This is a genomic window from Treponema bryantii, assembly GCF_036492245.1.
In the GTDB taxonomy this organism is placed as follows: Bacteria; Spirochaetota; Spirochaetia; order Treponematales; family Treponemataceae; genus Treponema_D; species Treponema_D bryantii_C.
This window is the reverse complement of sequence record NZ_AP025286.1, coordinates 1,877,221-1,892,275: the sequence shown is the minus strand read 5'-3', so window position 1 is coordinate 1,892,275 and position 15,055 is coordinate 1,877,221. Positions and strand designations below refer to the sequence as shown.

Genomic DNA, 15,055 nt, shown 5'->3' with positions numbered 1-15,055 from the left:
ATCAAACTAAAGATTATTTCAAGTGTTTTTAGTAATTATTCTAAGTAAAAACCTCTTGTGACTGGTTCGCCATCAATATAATCGTTTTCATCAGCTCTCTCATATTCAAAAAAGCTTTTTCCATTTTCCCTCAAATATTCAATTCTAAAGACTTCTCCAGCTTTTACCGGGAACGGATAGTTATTGTATGGCAGAATATCAATTGTCTGTACTTCTTTTACATCATTATATGCATCTTCCAGACGCCAGTATTTTCTGAGCACAAAATCTTGAAAACCGGTGAGATCCTGACTACCACAATATTCTGCTTTATAAGTTTTTCCAAAGACTTCAAAAGATGAAGTTTCATCAGGAGATAATACATTATAAAAATTATCCTCTACAGGATTTGCTTGTTTTGCTTTTAGAATTTCAATAAATCCTTTTTCAAGTTCAGGCAGGAAGGCATCAATATTTTTATAATCCCCAAGTCTATATTTATCTAATAACTCTACAACTTCAAAAATTTCATCAAACCGATCCTGTTTATCTCTTAGCATCTCTTTTGTAATATAAGAAGTATCACAAAAGCCTTTCAGAATATTCATTGTATTTGCTCTGTTGAAAAGTTCATAAAGATAAAATTTAGTAGTTGGATATGCCATGCTTGCCATCTTATGTTTTTTTGCACCCTGGAAATCAGCTTCTACATAGTCCATAATAACTTTGTTTTTTACAATTTTATCTACTAAAGGATTTGAAAGCGGATGTGATAATTCATGGAATATGAAATTCGCAGTATACCCAGGACATAATTTTGGTTCAAAATAAAGATTCTTACCATCATTAAAACTTGTACCATATCCATTATTTCCGTTTAATACACTAACTGTAATAGTTATTTTACTGACGTTAGTTTTATAATAACTTTCAAAGCATTCAACACCTTTTATCAGTTCATCCTTTTTGGAATATAGAGGCAGTAATGCTTTTTCATAGGCAGGCATTTGAGACTGATAAAAAGTATCAAAATCTGTTGCATCATAAAAAGCCGAAACTACTTCTTTTATTTTTTTAGGATCTCCTGCTCTTGGTTCCAGATATTTTTTTACATTTTTAAGTGAAGTTCTGAATGAGTGACAGTCATCAGAAAGATATGTTCCTACACTTGCGACTGAATCATAGGCAAAGCCGTTTTGTTGTTTCAACTTTTGAAAATATAAGATAGCCTTTGCAACATCCTGATTATTCAGATACTTATTAAAATATTCATCATAATTAACAAAATCATCTGAATAATCTTTGACATTGAATTCAGGAAAGCCTGCAAGGTGCGCAATTGTGGCAACACACTCATAAGCTCTGCTGGTTCCAATTGTAATCTTGTCGTTGATTTCGATTTTGTATTCAGAATCTGTAGTTTTAGCGGCAAGTGACGATACTGCTAAACTGCTCAGCAGTAAAAACGAGAGGATAGTTTTTTTCATTTTTTTGCTTCTCCAATTTTTTAATTTGTATTTTTAAATTTAAATGATTTCAGATTTGTAAAGTTACAATACAAAATGAAATTATGCCAGCTGGCTGAGCTTCTCACGTATGAACTCTGACTTTTCCTTTAAGCCGATTTTTCCAAGCTTGATAAAAAGAACGTTCGGTAGTTTCTGATTGAGACGAACCGAGTTCGGATTGTCCTTAATGAGTTTGAGGATTTTATCAATTGAGATATTTGAAACCTGCTGGAACTCAACCGCAACTTCTCCCTGGCGTTCCTTGATTGATTTTATACTGAGTTTGCGGCAGATAATGCGGATTTCGGCAAGGGCGAGTAAGCTTGAAACTTCTTCCGGTATCGGACCAAAGCGGTCTGCGAGCTCTGCAAGTACTGCGTCGAATTCTGCATCGTCGGTAACAGCTGCAATCTTCTTGTAGATTTCCATTTTGATCTGCGGATTGATAATGTATGTGTCCGGGATAAATCCGGTATACTCCATTTCCATAAGAACTTCGGTCTGTTCCTTGTAGTCCTTCTGGAGCGCAAGGCGGTTTACAGCGTCATTCAAAAGGCGTACGTACATATCAAAGCCGACTGAGTATACGTCACCGCTCTGATCGCGTCCTAAGAGGTTTCCGGCCCCGCGGATTTCCATATCCTTCATCGCAATTTTAAAGCCGCTTCCAAGCTCGGTAAAGTCGCTGATTACCTGAAGGCGTTTCATTGCGACTTCGGAAAGTGCTTTATTTTCCGGGTATAAAAGATATGCATAAGCCTGACGGTCGCTTCGTCCAACGCGGCCACGGAGCTGATACAGCTGTGAGACGCCGTACATGTCGGCGCGGTCGATAATGATTGTATTTACATTTGGAATATCAATTCCGTTTTCAATGATTGTAGTTGCAATGAGTACGTGGAAACCACCCATCTTAAAGCGATGGAAGATTTCTTCGAGCTGAGTGCTTGTCATCTGGCCGTGAGCTACATCTACTAGAACTTCAGGTACGAGTGTTTCAACTTTACGGCGGATTTCCTGAAGGGATTCAACACGGTTGTGTAAATAGAAGACCTGGCCGCCGCGTTCAATTTCGCGTCTGATCGCCTGAGTAATGCGGTCGTCTGTAAATTCATCTACGACAGTTTCAATCGGCTGACGGTTTTGCGGCGGTGTTGTCAAAAGACTCATATCACGAATCTTTAAAAGGCTCATATGAAGAGTTCGCGGAATCGGCGTTGCAGACATTGTGAGACAGTCAATGTTGTTCTTCATCACCTTAAGCTTTTCCTTGTCCTTTACACCAAAGCGCTGCTCTTCATCAATAATCATAAGTCCAAGCTTTTTGAAATTAACATCTTTCTGAATGATTCTGTGTGTACCAACTAAAATATCAACCTCACCTGCTGCAACCTTTGCCAGAATCTTTTTCTGTTCGCCGGTAGCAACAAAGCGTGAAAGGCGCTCAATCTTTACCGGGAAGTTTTTAAAACGATTCTTACAGTTTTCGTAATGCTGTTCTGCAAGAATTGTAGTTGGAGCTAAGAATGCAACCTGTTTACCACCCATTACTGCCTTAAAGGCTGCACGCATGGCAATTTCAGTTTTTCCGTATCCAACATCACCGCAGACAAGGCGGTCCATAGGAACAGGACGTTCCATATCAGCTTTGATTTCTTCAGTAACTGTAATCTGATCCGGTGTATCTTCATAAGGGAATGCGGCTTCAAAGGCAGCCTGCCATTCAGTTTCTTTAGGGAATGCAAAACCAACAGAAGCCTGTCGGCGTGAGTACAAATCAATGAGCTTCTGGGCAATGTCTTCTACGGCCTGCTTTACCTTGTTCTTTCGGCTTTCCCACGATTTACTTCCAATGCGGTCAAGGCGCGGTTTATCGCCTTCGTTTCCAATATAGCGCTGAACAAGGTTTACCTGCTCAATCGGAACAAAGGCAAATTCGTTGTCGGCATATTCAAGTTTGATGTAATCGCGCTCGTTCCCCATTGCCTTTACGCGTTCAATTCCATGGAAAAGACCAATTCCCCAGTTTACATGAACAATATAATCGCCCGGATTAAGTTCAACAAAGGTATCAATTGCCTTTGATTTAGCCTTATTTACAGACTTTGGAACGTACTGACGGCGTCCAAAAATCTCATTTTCCTGAATAACGAGGAGTTTTGCTTCCGGAAGACGGAAACCTGCAGATATTGCTTTTGGAATAAGAACTACAGGATGAACCGCTCCATCATCCTGAATATCAACAAAATCCTTGAAAATTTCGTGAATTCGAAGCTGCTGGTTCTCATTATCAGTAAAAATGAAGATATTCCAGCCTGCATCCTGAAGTTCTGTGAGCTCTTCTTTCATAAAGTTGATGTTTCCAAAGAAACTTCGGGCTGGCTCTGCAGAAATCTGGTGTTTTTCGGCAGATTCTGTCTCCTCTGCCTTCTGTAATGTTCTAAAAAGTATACACTTTGAGATGTTTTCTAGGAGTTTGCCGTAATCAGAAAGCACCATATCAGGCGGTAAAACCGGATATTCCTCTCTTGAAGTGCGGTAAAGCTTGTTATACTCGCGGTTAATTGTAAGGCGTGCGTTTTCCTGCTTATCATAATTAAAGAAAAGCACAAAGGTGTTTTCATCAATATAATCTAAAAGTGAGTACGGTTTATCTCCCAAAAGCTGATAAAGGAACTCTTCGCCTTCTGCTTCACCGCTTACGCTAAGGCCTGTAAGAAGGTTTTTAAGGTATTCCTGTGCTGTTTCTGTAAGCGGAAGGTGTACGGAAAAGTCGCCTTGTGAACCGGCAATTTCTGAGGTTCCTGCCCCATCTTCTTTGATGGCAGTTTCCTGGTATTCTTCCAGGCGAACACGGGCTTTTTCAATAAGTTCTGGTGTCCAGAGAACTTCCTTTGTCGGATAAATCAAAAGGTCTTTTTTTGTTCCAACGGTTGCCTGGGTATCGGCTTCAAACTCTTTGAATGATTCAATTTCATCAAAATCAAAAATAACACGGCTGGCATGTTCATCACACGGAAGGAAGATGTCAAGGACTTCACCGCGCAAACTGAACTCTCCGCGAACATTTACCTTTGGAACACGGGTATAGCCCATTGCAGCAAGCTTCTGAGCAATATTTGTAGTATCAAGTTTATCACCCTTGTTCAACTTAAAAGAAAGCTTCTGCAGGTATTCTGGAGACGGCAGCGGCGACATAAAAGCTCGTTGTGTAAAAATGAAAATGCGTGGAGTTTCGTGGAACTGAATTGATGATTTTTTAGAAAGCAGTTTTGAAAGAACTCCGGCACGTTTTCCAAAAGTAACTGAACCGCGTGCTGCAGGACGGTATGGAACTGTTCCCCAGTCAGGGAAAATATGAACTTCAGCTTCTTCATAAATGGCAGCAAAGTCACCGGCTATATCGCGGGCATCGGCTTCTGTAGGAACGACGATAATCAGATCAGATGAAAATACTTTATACGAAGGAGAGCTTTTGCTTGAGGCTGAATATTGAGCAGCCTGTAGCGCTTTTACATGATTTGAACGGCAAACTTCTGCTGTAAAGAGACTGAAAAGGCTTCCGTGCAAACCTTCAATATTGAGTGGAAAAGAAGTGTTTTCATCAAAAAAAGCCTGTGCTGTGTTGCGTATTTCGCTCTGATTATGCAATATTTCGTCTATAGAAGTTAATGATTTCATTTTTATTTACCGATGATTATATAGTAAAAGAAAAAACTTTCTTTTAAGGGGTAAGATAAAAACTGTCGAAATGTCGCCGGTTTTTATCTTTCAAAGTTTGCGTTGCAAACTTTATATATATTGCACATTCTCACTTTGTTACGAATGTGCTTAAAAAGACAATTCGGAAATTGAAATTTCCTCATTGTCTTTTTAGTGGAGTAATACGTTGAAAATTCGTAAACTGTTTTCTATTATATCAGTTCTTTTTGTTATTGGACAAGTAGCACTTTTTGCCGAAGATGAGCGTACTGTACAAGATTATTCTAATGCTGCTGTTTCAATCAAATATTATAACCGCTCAGTTTATTACCCGGGAAATGCTGATGAAGCTCCAATATTTGTGCATATCACAATCAAAAATAACGGTTCTGAAACTCTGCGTTTTAAGCTGGCAGATGACCGTTCATTCAGTATGGATTTCAACGCTTATACTGTAAAGAACAGTCGCCTTGAGCAGACTGAAAATATTATTGAAAAACGTACAACAAATCAGACTGTTTACTTCCGTGAACTTGCCCTTGAACAGGGAGAAGAATATTCTTTCGTTGAAAATGTTAAGAACTTCATTAAGGTTGAAGAACCTTCTGTTTATTATCTTGAGCTTTTCTTCTATCCGGAACTTTATAAATCAAAATATCTTACTTTGAAATCAAACAGACTTACTCTTGAAGTTCGCCCTTCTCCATCTGCTGCTTCTTCAAACTTTGTAGCAGTAAAGAATGAATCAGTTGAACTTCTAAAGCCTGAAAACATTTCTCCTGATAAGGTTGTTGAACAGACAATTATTGCACGTCAGAAATCACTCTGGGATCAGTACTTCCTGTACATGGATGTTGAATCTTTGATTCAGAGAAATCCTTCTCTCAAGAAAAAGTATATTACAGTTTCTGCTGAAGAGCGCTCTAGAATGATTCAGGCATTTAAGGGTGATTTGATGCAGGCTCGTATTGAAAATGATATCGTTGCAGTTCCAGAAAGTTTCCAGATTGAAAAAACAACTTATTCTCCAACAGAAGGAAGCGTAACTGTAATTGAATGGTTTAAGTACCCTAATTTCAGCGAAAAGAAACGTTATACATATAAAGTAAAACAGCATGAAGGAATCTGGAAGATTTATGATTATACTGTTGTAAATCTTGGTACAGAATAATGAAAGCACTTGTTATTTCAGACAGAGAAGAAATAATCAATCATGTAACACCTCTCCTTAAGGAAAAAGGCTTTGATTTAATCCATTACAGATGGATTATCAAAGCTCTTGATAATATTGAAGAGATTCAGCCGGATGTAATTGTACTTAGTGCAATGGAGTATCCTCGTCATTGGAAAACTCTTGCCGGTTTTGTTCAGAGTGGAATTGGTGGAAATGATGTAAAATTATATCTTTATGATAAAGAACCACTTTCTGCTGAAGATGCAAAAAAAGCATATGATTTGGGAATTCTTTCATTTGAAGAAAACTTTAATCAGAATGAAAAGACTCCTGCTGCTTTTGTAAATGTTGAAGTTGCATTGAATGAAACTCTCAGTCGATTTAAATTTTATGATGCAAAATATTATCCGGAAACAAACTGTATTTTGTTCAACACTGCTCCGGAAAATGTTGAAAATAAATTTATAAAATATATAAGCATGTATGATGGAAATAAGGTTTCATCGTTTAGTGGTGAATTAAAAATGAATGACGATGATAATTTCTGTATTTATGTAAAAGACTATTATGAAAAAGAGATCTAAATCAAAAGAAGCCAAGTTTTTCTGCGAAAGCTGCGGCTCAGAAGTTCCAAGAAACTCAAAAACCTGCCCTACCTGTGGAAAGTTTTTTGCCTCGGTAAGATGTCCTCAGTGCGGAAGAATCGGCAGTAATGAAGATTTCAAAAACGGTTGTCCAACCTGCGGATATGCTGTAAATCCGGATTCTGATATGGCACGTGGAAATTATAATTTTTCTGGTGCTGGTTTAAATGGCAGAAACAAAGGAAAAAACAGATATGGTGTAAACGGTCTCTTAGGTCTTTCCAGAAGAAATAATGCCTCAAGAGGCGGATATGTTGAATCAGGATTGCCAGTATGGGTTTATATTGTGTGTCTGTTGATTCTTGCAGCTTTGTGTGTTGGCTTATACAGCTGTTTGTAATCTTGACTAAAAAGCCCGATTTCGTTAATATTTAATAACATTTTTAGCCCGGGTGGCGGAATTGGTAGACGCGCTTGGTTCAGGTCCAAGTGTCCTTACGGTCATAGGAGTTCAAGTCTCCTCTCGGGTACTCAAAAGAGATTTTAGTTGCAGAAAACAAAAGGTTTTCTGCTTTTTTTTTGTCTGAATTATACAGCTGGTCTCCGATAACCGGATAGCCTGACCAGGCTAAATGACAGCGAACCTGATGGCGATAGCCTTCGGTGATTTCGCAGATGGCTCTGGCGCGTGTATCAGAAAGTTTTGAGATTTCAATTTTTGTTGTATAGAGTTTAGATTTTCCAAGTTTTGATAGGGCTGCTTTTCCTGATTTTTCTGTTACAGGACGTACTTCTTTTCTTCCTTCTCCGTATGGACGGAAATATGAAGTTGCGGTGATAAGTGATTCAGATGTATCAGTTTTTTCTGAAGGGATATCTGGTGGAAATCCCCCTAACCTTTCTGCGTTGTCTTTTAAGATATCACATTCAGCAGAATAGGTTTTGATAAAGCGGCCTGCCTGCTGTTCGGAAATCAGAAAATCATAACATTCCTGAGAAGCCGCAATAACCATCAGCCCGTCTGTAGCCGTATCGAGGCGGTGCAAAAGCCCGTACTCAATTGCCTTTTTACCGCAAACTGTCTTAATCGCCGGAAACATCGCAACCGCCTGGGACAGCGCGTTCTGAGTATCTTCAGAGTTCAGCGGAGCTGACGGCAAACCTTTTGGTTTGTAAATTACGAGAAACGGTTTGTCGGCTGTCGGTTTGTGTATGATTTCTATGTTCATTTTCTAACAGATTGCTTCGCTTCGCTGGCAATGACGGTGCGGTTGCTGGCAATGACGGTGTGGTTGCTGGCAAGGACGGTGCGATCAAACATCTTCCGAAGCTTCTTTTCAATTTCGATAAAGCGCGATGGCGTTGGTGTGCGGAATGTCTGGTAATCACCGGGAGCTGCTGCCTCTCCGGCCTTACCCGCACCAGGCAGTTTAATTTTCAACTGAACTGAATGCAGCATAAGTGTTGCATTCGGGAATTTCGAATCCGGTTTGTTGTAAACACCGTCTCCAAGAATCGGACAGCCAAGATATTTCATATGTACACGAATCTGATGAGTACGGCCAGTCTTAAGGCGGATACGCATAAGAGAATAATTACCGTAGCAGGCAATGCAGTGGTATAAGGTTCGTGCGAACTTACCATCTTCTGTATCTGTAACAGCCTTAAAGCGGTGGCGGTTTTTAGGATCACGGATAATCTGTGTACGGATGTCTCCGGTACGAGCAGGAGGTCTTCCACAGCAGATGCAGATATATTCTTTTTGAAGAGATTTGTCTTTAAACTGCTTTTGTAAGAACTCTTCACTGTCGCGGTTTTTAGCGGTGATAATAATTCCAGAGGTTTCCTTATCGAGACGGTGAACAATGCCAGGGCGGCGGCGCTCAAGAATCTCTGCAGCGCTTCCTTCCTTAAGCTGTTCAACAGACTGGCGGCCCCAGTGATACAAAAGCGCGTTTACGAGAGTTCCAGTCCAGTTTCCGCAGGCTGGATGAGTTACCATTCCCTGTGCTTTATTAACGACCGTAACGTTATCATCTTCATAAAGAATCTCAAGCGGAATATTTTCTGGATCAATATTGTCAGGAATATTGTCTTCCCATTGTATGTCTATCTGATCGCCGGCTTTTACTTTTTGTGAAAGTTTAACTTTTTTGCCGTTTACAAGAATTTCAGTCACACCGCTTTTCAGTTTTGAGCGGTTCATACCGTTTGGGAGAGATGCTATAAATTTATCGAGACGCTGCTGTTCAGGAAAATCCTGTGGAACTTTTGCACTGAAAAAAGGCATTATTCTTCAATCTCCACAACATCATCAGAATCATCATTTCTAAAATCAGAAGGCATAGGAATTACCTGTGCATCTTCATCTTCAGAAATTGGAACAACAGCTATATCATCATAATTTACCTGTTGCTTTTTCTTCTTTGAATTTCTTCTTACAATCTGAACAATTAAATCTGTTAAGCCAATACCGACACAGATTCCAAGTGAAGTAAGAATGATTCCTTTCTGTTCATCTTTGGAAAAAGAAGAACTTGAGAAAATATCTGGTTTGTACTCTTCTGCAAAATCATTTTTAGCATATCGATAGGTTGAATAAGCAAGGGTCGCATCAAGAGTTACAAAAGGAAGTGCACCTATAGTAATGATCTCAAACCGGCGGATATCCTTTAAGGTCTGAGGAAGTTCATCATCTTCATATGGTTTTGGAGTAGTATCTTCTGAAAATACAGGTAAAGCTGTATTCAAAAGTAAAGAGAAAATCAGAATTTTTGCTATAAGCTTTTTTTTCATGATTTACTGTAATCCCTTTCTCCAAAAATTGCAGTACCAACTCTAACAAGTGTTGATCCTTCTTCTATTGCAATTTCAAAATCGCCAGACATTCCCATTGAAAGTTCTGTAAGTGAAAGACTTTGATAATCTTTACGAAGACGTTCAGAAAGCTCTCTTAATGTTATAAAAGATTTTCTGATTAAAGCTTCATCCTCTGTAAAAGGAGCCATTGTCATGAATCCCTTTGGAATTACATGCGGGAAATCTCCATTGATGATTGCTTCTATTGATTCACGAAGTTCTTTTTCTGTTGTATAGCCGGATTTTGATTCTTCTCCAGTATGATATTCAAAAAGAATTTCGATATTGCGGTTAAGCTTTGCGCACTGCTTTTCAATTTCTTTAAGCAGATCAATGCGGTCTACAGACTGAATGCATGAAGCAAAATCAACTGCTTTTTTTACTTTGTTAGACTGAAGCTGTCCAATCATCTGAACTTTAATTTCCGGGTGTTGTGCAATAAGCGGAGGAAATTTTTCTGAAGCTTCCTGTACACGGTTTTCGCCGAAAAGTAACTGTCCGGCTTCAAAAGCTTCGACTACAGCTTCTGCAGGATGAAACTTACTGACGGCCATCAGTTTTACAGACCCCTGTGGACGTCCGGCCTTTGTTTCTGCCTGTTCTATTCTGTTTCTGATTTTTTCAAGATTATCTTTGATGCAAATTAGTTCACTCATTTTTCACCTTCGATTACATCTGAAAGTCTAAGAAGCTCATCGAGTGAAAGAACCTCGGCTCGTTTCATAATATCAATACCAGCTTTTTCAAGACAGCTTACGGCAAGGTCATTGTTTTTTAAGAACTGAGAAAGATTATTGCGTACTGTCTTACGGCGTGAACTGAAAAGTGCTCTCTGCATTTTTACAAACAACGCAGGATTTTTACAGCAAGGGAAATCAGCCTTTTTAGTAAATACAACTGCACGTGAATCTACATTTGGTTTTGGCCAGAAGTTTCCGCCTGAAAGATCAAGTAAAGGTTTTACATCATAAGCCCACTGGCACAAAGCTGAAAAAGATGAATAGTCTGCACTGCCCGGTTTTGCGCACATTCTCTGTGCAACTTCTTTTTGAACTGTAAATACACAGCGTTCAAAACGCACGTTATTTTCGATTGTATCTGCGATAATTGTTGCAGCAATATTGTATGGGAGATTTCCAAAGAAGCGGTCTGGCTGACCTGCCTTTTCCAACTGTCCTTTCCAGGTTTTAAGGACATCACCTTCTACAATACGAAATGTATTCTTTGCTGAATAGTCTTCAAAAAACTGACTGATAAGAGAAGCAAATCCGCGGTCGATTTCAAATACAGTAAGGTCAGATCCGCGTTCAAGAATTGTGTTTGTCATTGCACCAAGGCCAGGACCTACTTCCCAAACCTTGATTCCTTCTCCAACTTCCAGAGCATCTACAAGTCGTTTTCGGGCATCTTCATTTATCAAAAAATTCTGTCCGAATTTTTTTTGCATGGAAAAGCCGTTTATATCCAGTACTTGTTTGAGTTCAGCTGGTGAATTGTAGTCAGGATGCTTCAATTTAGACTCCGCTTTTAAGACAAAAGTTTGGTACATTGGAAAATAAATTCACAATGTAAGTAATGACAGTATACTGTAAATTTATAAAAATTCCACTAGGTTTTGAAAGGATTGGAAATATAAGGCTCAGTAGAATAAGAAGAAGTCCGCTGTAAATAAAAACTGTTACAAATGGTGAAACTACTGTTGCAGAAACAATTCCAATCGGACTGAACGCGCCAAAGAGTTTGAGTGAAATTGGGGCTGTAAAGGTTTGTGCGCCTGTGGCTGCAGATAAAGAAGATGCAATTGCCTTTGGACAGAACTTTGAATAACAACGTTTGAACAGATTTGCACTTAACAGGATTCCGGCTAATGCTCCGTACGATAAAATAAATGCTGAACTGTGAATATCCTGCGGACATAATGCGCTTTGCAATAAAAATGAAAAGCATAAAATTGAAAGTAAATCAGGTTTTTTAGCACCGGCTATTGTTGCTGCAATTGTCAATAGTGAACATATAAAGGCTCTCGACAGAGATGGAGAAAAGCCTGCGAACCAGACGAAGCCAAAAAGTGCTGAGATTCGCAGGATAAATGTAAGTTTTCTGATGCCGGCTTTATTACCGAAAAACAGTGCAATTGCAGAAAACATTGAAAGATGCATCCCGGAGAGTGCCAGTATATGGGAAAGGCCGGCGCGGCGGAATGCTTCCTGTGTCGACGGTTCAGTATATTCGCGGGCCCCGCAGAGGAGCGCCAGGAGAAGGCCGCCTCCACTGCCCCAGCCATACATTAAGCGTTTGAAGTGAAGGCGGCAAAGGGCGCGGAGATGCTGGAGGCGGCCCCGCCACGATGAAGGCCACTCGTACGCGGTGCATTCGCGGATGTAGAATACATTGTTTGTGAGACGACCACGGAAGGTACAATGACCGCCCGCCTCGTACAGGAATGTCTGGCCACTGTGTTTCTTCTGTGAATCAGAAAATAATTTGCCTGGAGAATATGCTTCTGCGAACTCAGCTGGTAACATTATCTTCACTCGGCCCTTTGCTGTGGACTGGAAATTGCGGGCGTCTGCGGCTTTTTCTAATGAGAAGGTTGCACTGTAGTATGAGCCGTTTCCGGTTCTTGAAGGAGATGAAAGAATTATCCCAGTGATTTCTGTGATTTGTTCTGTTTTAATCAGAGCGCGTGAAGCTGTTCTATCCGGGATATTAAATAATCCCGAATAGAAAATAAAAACGCAAATAAGTGCTGAAAGGAATACAGGTTTCTTAAAATAATTTAATGAACTGTTTACTGCCATCTGAGTCCTGACAGTGCTTCTCTGGCAGCAGTCAGAACCGATTCCTCATAATTAAGATAAGTTACAGCAAGCAGTGAATCAAATGCAGCCTTGTCGCCAATAGCACCTAAAGTATTGATTACAGCCAGTACGATTTCAGAAGCAACTGCGCTTCCATTTTCGGTCCGGCCATTCAATTCTTCAAGGTAACTGATTAACGAAGAAACAGCATCAAGCGGAGAAATATTTCTGAGCGAGGTAATTACAGTCTTAAACTGTTCCTCATTCATATTCTTTTTCTCATACAGCTTTTTTGAAAGTGCAAAGTAAGAAAGCGCTGTTGACGAGGCGCGAGTCCAGTTATTCTCACTTAAAATATTAAGTGCAGTAAGCTGAACATTGATATTCTCTGAAGAAGTTCCCGAAGAATTTTCTACTAATAATATAGACTCACTTAGAACATTTTCGGCAATTTCACAGAGATTTTTTTTGGAAATTTGAGAATTTTTTTGTGAAAGCTCAAATATAGCAACAACCTTTTTCATATCTGAGCTGTTTATGAGTTTTAACACTTCTTCCATTGCATTTGGAATAAGTGCTATAGTTGTCTTTTCGATTTCCTTTTTATATGCACTGTAAGAATTATCATATAAGAAAGCGTATAAAATTTTAAAGGATTCTTCATTTCCAATAGATTCAAGTGCAGAAATACAGGCTTTAAAAACTCCGCTGTCTGCACTCTTTATTTCTGTAGTTTTCAGATAACTGTTAATAAGTGCTGTAAAAGAAAATGTTGGAACACAGTCTTTAAGAGCAACTATCTTTGAAATTACGGCAATCTGAACTGTGCTGCTTTTGTTGAATTCTGTAAACAGAGAAATGAAATTATCAGTAAGAATCTGCTTTTGAGTATCTGTCTGTTTTTTTACAGTTTCTGGAGAATAAGATAAAACTGCGGCTACAGCAAGTCCATCGAGATCTCTGTCATTTCCAAGGGCTTCCTTATTTTCAAGACAGAACGCAACTGCCTTTTCAGATATCCATTCTGATTCAGCTCCCTTTGCTTCACGAACTGCTGCTGTCTTATCAGCTAAATTTCCCTTAATAAATTTAATTTTACTTGTCTGTGCAAAGAGTGTAAAAGTTACGGTTCCTAAAATAATTAGACTTATAATTCTTTTCATAATCTCACCTCTTATACCTCAATCCTGATTAAAAGACATTTATTTCGTCTGCTTTATTTGGAATATCATCAGAAGAATCAGATTTTGGTTTTGAATTCTGTGTTTCTGATGTAGAAATACTTCTGCCTGTTGCTTCTGCAAGATCCTGTGCAATTTCATTTGTTTCAGTCTCAACTGCAGCTTCAGTTTCATTTTCAGAAGGTTTATTTTCCTCTACTGTGCCTTCTGGATTCTCTGTTTTTTCTGCATTCTCAGGTTTGTCAGCATTTTCTTGTGCCTGTTCCAGAGCTTCTTTTTCATCATCTTCTGTCTGCTCAAGAGCCTCCATAACTTCCTTTTCATTTTCAGGCATCATATTGTAAACAAACTTCAATACTTCATTACGCATTGAGGTTTCAATATGTGTACACTCAAAATGCAGCAGCGACTGATTCTGTTCCTCATTAAACTCAACTGTTCTTACAATACCAACCATAAGAATCAGCTTGTTCTGAATATTAAACTGAAGCTTAATTTTTACATTCTGTACACCCTTACCTCCAATTCTGATAAGAGCGCCAGCTTCAGATATATCCTCAATTAAACAACGGAAACCGTTCTGAGTTTCAATTGCATTGATATCAATCTTTTCTTTTTTGATGATATAAAGCATTCCGTAAATCTGACACTTTACACGGACAGCCTTACGCTTTTGTGTACGAACTAGATTTGAAGAATGTTTAAGGAATAATGCAGATTTACCAAGGAAGAGTCCACTCTGTGTTACTGTTGTATCAAAAACATAACGGGCATCTCCCTTACGCCATAAATAAACACTGATTACCTTACCTACCCAGTCTTCACCGGTAAATGGAATAAGGTTTTTCTGACGTGGAACATTGATTACAAGAAAGTTTCCGTTTCCTACAATCTCAGAAACAAATACACCTTTACCAGGAAGAATAATTCGGAGCGGCTGTCCTTTATCAAGGGAATGAGTTGTTGTCATTCCTTTTTTTTCATCAGCTTCATTCTGAATCTTAGTACGGTAATTAAAAAGCTTTGTCATTAAAAGCTGATTTTTCTGATTATTATCTGCACTGGTAATGTTTGAAATCTGGGTCATGCATTTTGTAAGTGAAGGAAGGGAATAAAAAAGTGAAGTTGGTTGTTCAAGATTACATAATTCTGCAGCATTCCAGAGCATTGAAATTTCAGGAAAAGAAAAACCGGAATCCAACCCCGTTATAAAGAAATTGATACGTGGTTTGAAAGCTGTATAAACAGCACCCATTATTGCCAGAAT

General features: G+C 39.0%; 12 protein-coding genes, 1 tRNA gene and 1 pseudogene. 4 read left to right on the top strand and 10 right to left on the bottom strand.

Features of this window, described 5'->3' with window-relative positions; all coding sequences use genetic code 11:
- Positions 1–35: 35 nt before the first annotated feature.
- Positions 36–1,466, bottom strand: a complete 1,431-nt coding sequence (locus tag AABJ44_RS08370; protein ID WP_338368447.1) for a DUF4932 domain-containing protein — start codon at positions 1,464–1,466, stop codon at positions 36–38.
- A gap of 81 nt (positions 1,467–1,547) precedes the next feature.
- The gene (gene mfd / locus AABJ44_RS08365; RefSeq protein ID WP_338368446.1) at positions 1,548–5,168 is read right to left on the bottom strand and encodes a transcription-repair coupling factor; all 3,621 of its coding nucleotides are present in this window, start codon (positions 5,166–5,168) and stop codon (positions 1,548–1,550) included.
- A 208-nt stretch (positions 5,169–5,376) separates the two neighbouring features.
- Here mfd and AABJ44_RS08360 point away from each other — a divergent pair, with 208 nt between their 5' ends.
- The 4 genes from AABJ44_RS08360 (at position 5,377) to AABJ44_RS08345 (ending at position 7,477) form a co-directional block, all read left to right on the top strand.
- A complete protein-coding gene (locus tag AABJ44_RS08360; RefSeq protein WP_074640454.1) occupies positions 5,377–6,360 on the top strand; it encodes a hypothetical protein in 984 nt (327 codons plus the stop codon).
- The gene (locus tag AABJ44_RS08355) at positions 6,360–6,947 is read left to right on the top strand and encodes a response regulator transcription factor (RefSeq protein ID WP_338368445.1); all 588 of its coding nucleotides are present in this window, start codon (positions 6,360–6,362) and stop codon (positions 6,945–6,947) included. The genes AABJ44_RS08360 and AABJ44_RS08355 overlap by 1 nt, the downstream gene beginning before the upstream one ends.
- Complete coding sequence (locus AABJ44_RS08350; protein ID WP_338368444.1) at positions 6,931–7,347, top strand: zinc ribbon domain-containing protein; 417 nt, start codon at positions 6,931–6,933, stop codon at positions 7,345–7,347. The genes AABJ44_RS08355 and AABJ44_RS08350 overlap by 17 nt, the downstream gene beginning before the upstream one ends.
- Positions 7,348–7,393: 46 nt before the next feature.
- Positions 7,394–7,477: transfer RNA gene (locus AABJ44_RS08345), tRNA-Leu, on the top strand.
- Positions 7,478–7,585: 108 nt separating this feature from the next.
- On the opposite strand, the pseudogene AABJ44_RS15315 reads toward AABJ44_RS08345, so the two are convergent.
- The 8 genes and pseudogenes from AABJ44_RS15315 to AABJ44_RS08310 all read right to left on the bottom strand — a co-directional run.
- Positions 7,586–8,176 (bottom strand): annotated as a pseudogene (locus tag AABJ44_RS15315) (pseudouridine synthase); the annotation flags it as partial.
- The gene (locus AABJ44_RS08340) at positions 8,173–9,237 is read right to left on the bottom strand and encodes an RluA family pseudouridine synthase (RefSeq protein ID WP_338368443.1); all 1,065 of its coding nucleotides are present in this window, start codon (positions 9,235–9,237) and stop codon (positions 8,173–8,175) included. The gene AABJ44_RS08340 and the pseudogene AABJ44_RS15315, both read right to left, overlap by 4 nt.
- A complete protein-coding gene (locus tag AABJ44_RS08335) occupies positions 9,237–9,743 on the bottom strand; it encodes a hypothetical protein (RefSeq protein ID WP_074640695.1) in 507 nt (168 codons plus the stop codon). The genes AABJ44_RS08340 and AABJ44_RS08335 overlap by 1 nt, the downstream gene beginning before the upstream one ends.
- A complete protein-coding gene (locus tag AABJ44_RS08330) occupies positions 9,740–10,462 on the bottom strand; it encodes a YggS family pyridoxal phosphate-dependent enzyme (protein WP_338368442.1) in 723 nt (240 codons plus the stop codon). The genes AABJ44_RS08335 and AABJ44_RS08330 overlap by 4 nt, the downstream gene beginning before the upstream one ends.
- Positions 10,459–11,319 (bottom strand): 16S rRNA (adenine(1518)-N(6)/adenine(1519)-N(6))-dimethyltransferase RsmA, encoded by an 861-nt coding sequence (rsmA, locus tag AABJ44_RS08325; protein ID WP_338368441.1) that lies wholly within the window; start codon positions 11,317–11,319, stop codon positions 10,459–10,461. The genes AABJ44_RS08330 and rsmA overlap by 4 nt, the downstream gene beginning before the upstream one ends.
- Before the next feature lies 1 nt (position 11,320).
- Entirely contained in the window at positions 11,321–12,607 is a 1,287-nt protein-coding gene (locus AABJ44_RS08320) for a ComEC/Rec2 family competence protein (RefSeq protein ID WP_338368440.1), read from the bottom strand.
- A complete protein-coding gene (locus tag AABJ44_RS08315) occupies positions 12,598–13,770 on the bottom strand; it encodes a hypothetical protein (RefSeq protein ID WP_338368439.1) in 1,173 nt (390 codons plus the stop codon). Before AABJ44_RS08315 ends, AABJ44_RS08320 begins: the two co-directional genes overlap by 10 nt.
- Before the next feature lie 28 nt (positions 13,771–13,798).
- Positions 13,799–15,043: a flagellar brake protein gene (locus AABJ44_RS08310; RefSeq protein WP_338368438.1), complete on the bottom strand. Its 1,245-nt coding sequence runs from the start codon at positions 15,041–15,043 to the stop codon at positions 13,799–13,801.
- Positions 15,044–15,055 lie beyond the last annotated feature (12 nt).

Bases quoted from the DNA above. Each gene is read 5' to 3' on its own strand.
- AABJ44_RS08370 (WP_338368447.1), bottom strand. From the start codon at position 1,466: ATGAAAAAAACTATCCTCTCGTTTTTACTGCTGAGCAGTTTAGCAGTA.
- mfd (WP_338368446.1), bottom strand. From the start codon at position 5,168: ATGAAATCATTAACTTCTATAGACGAAATATTGCATAATCAGAGCGAA.
- AABJ44_RS08355 (WP_338368445.1), top strand. From the start codon at position 6,360: ATGAAAGCACTTGTTATTTCAGACAGAGAAGAAATAATCAATCATGTA.
- AABJ44_RS08350 (WP_338368444.1), top strand. From the start codon at position 6,931: ATGAAAAAGAGATCTAAATCAAAAGAAGCCAAGTTTTTCTGCGAAAGC.
- AABJ44_RS08340 (WP_338368443.1), bottom strand. From the start codon at position 9,237: ATGCCTTTTTTCAGTGCAAAAGTTCCACAGGATTTTCCTGAACAGCAG.
- AABJ44_RS08335 (WP_074640695.1), bottom strand. From the start codon at position 9,743: ATGAAAAAAAAGCTTATAGCAAAAATTCTGATTTTCTCTTTACTTTTG.
- AABJ44_RS08330 (WP_338368442.1), bottom strand. From the start codon at position 10,462: ATGAGTGAACTAATTTGCATCAAAGATAATCTTGAAAAAATCAGAAAC.
- AABJ44_RS08320 (WP_338368440.1), bottom strand. From the start codon at position 12,607: ATGGCAGTAAACAGTTCATTAAATTATTTTAAGAAACCTGTATTCCTT.
- AABJ44_RS08315 (WP_338368439.1), bottom strand. From the start codon at position 13,770: ATGAAAAGAATTATAAGTCTAATTATTTTAGGAACCGTAACTTTTACA.
- AABJ44_RS08310 (WP_338368438.1), bottom strand. From the start codon at position 15,043: ATGGGTGCTGTTTATACAGCTTTCAAACCACGTATCAATTTCTTTATA.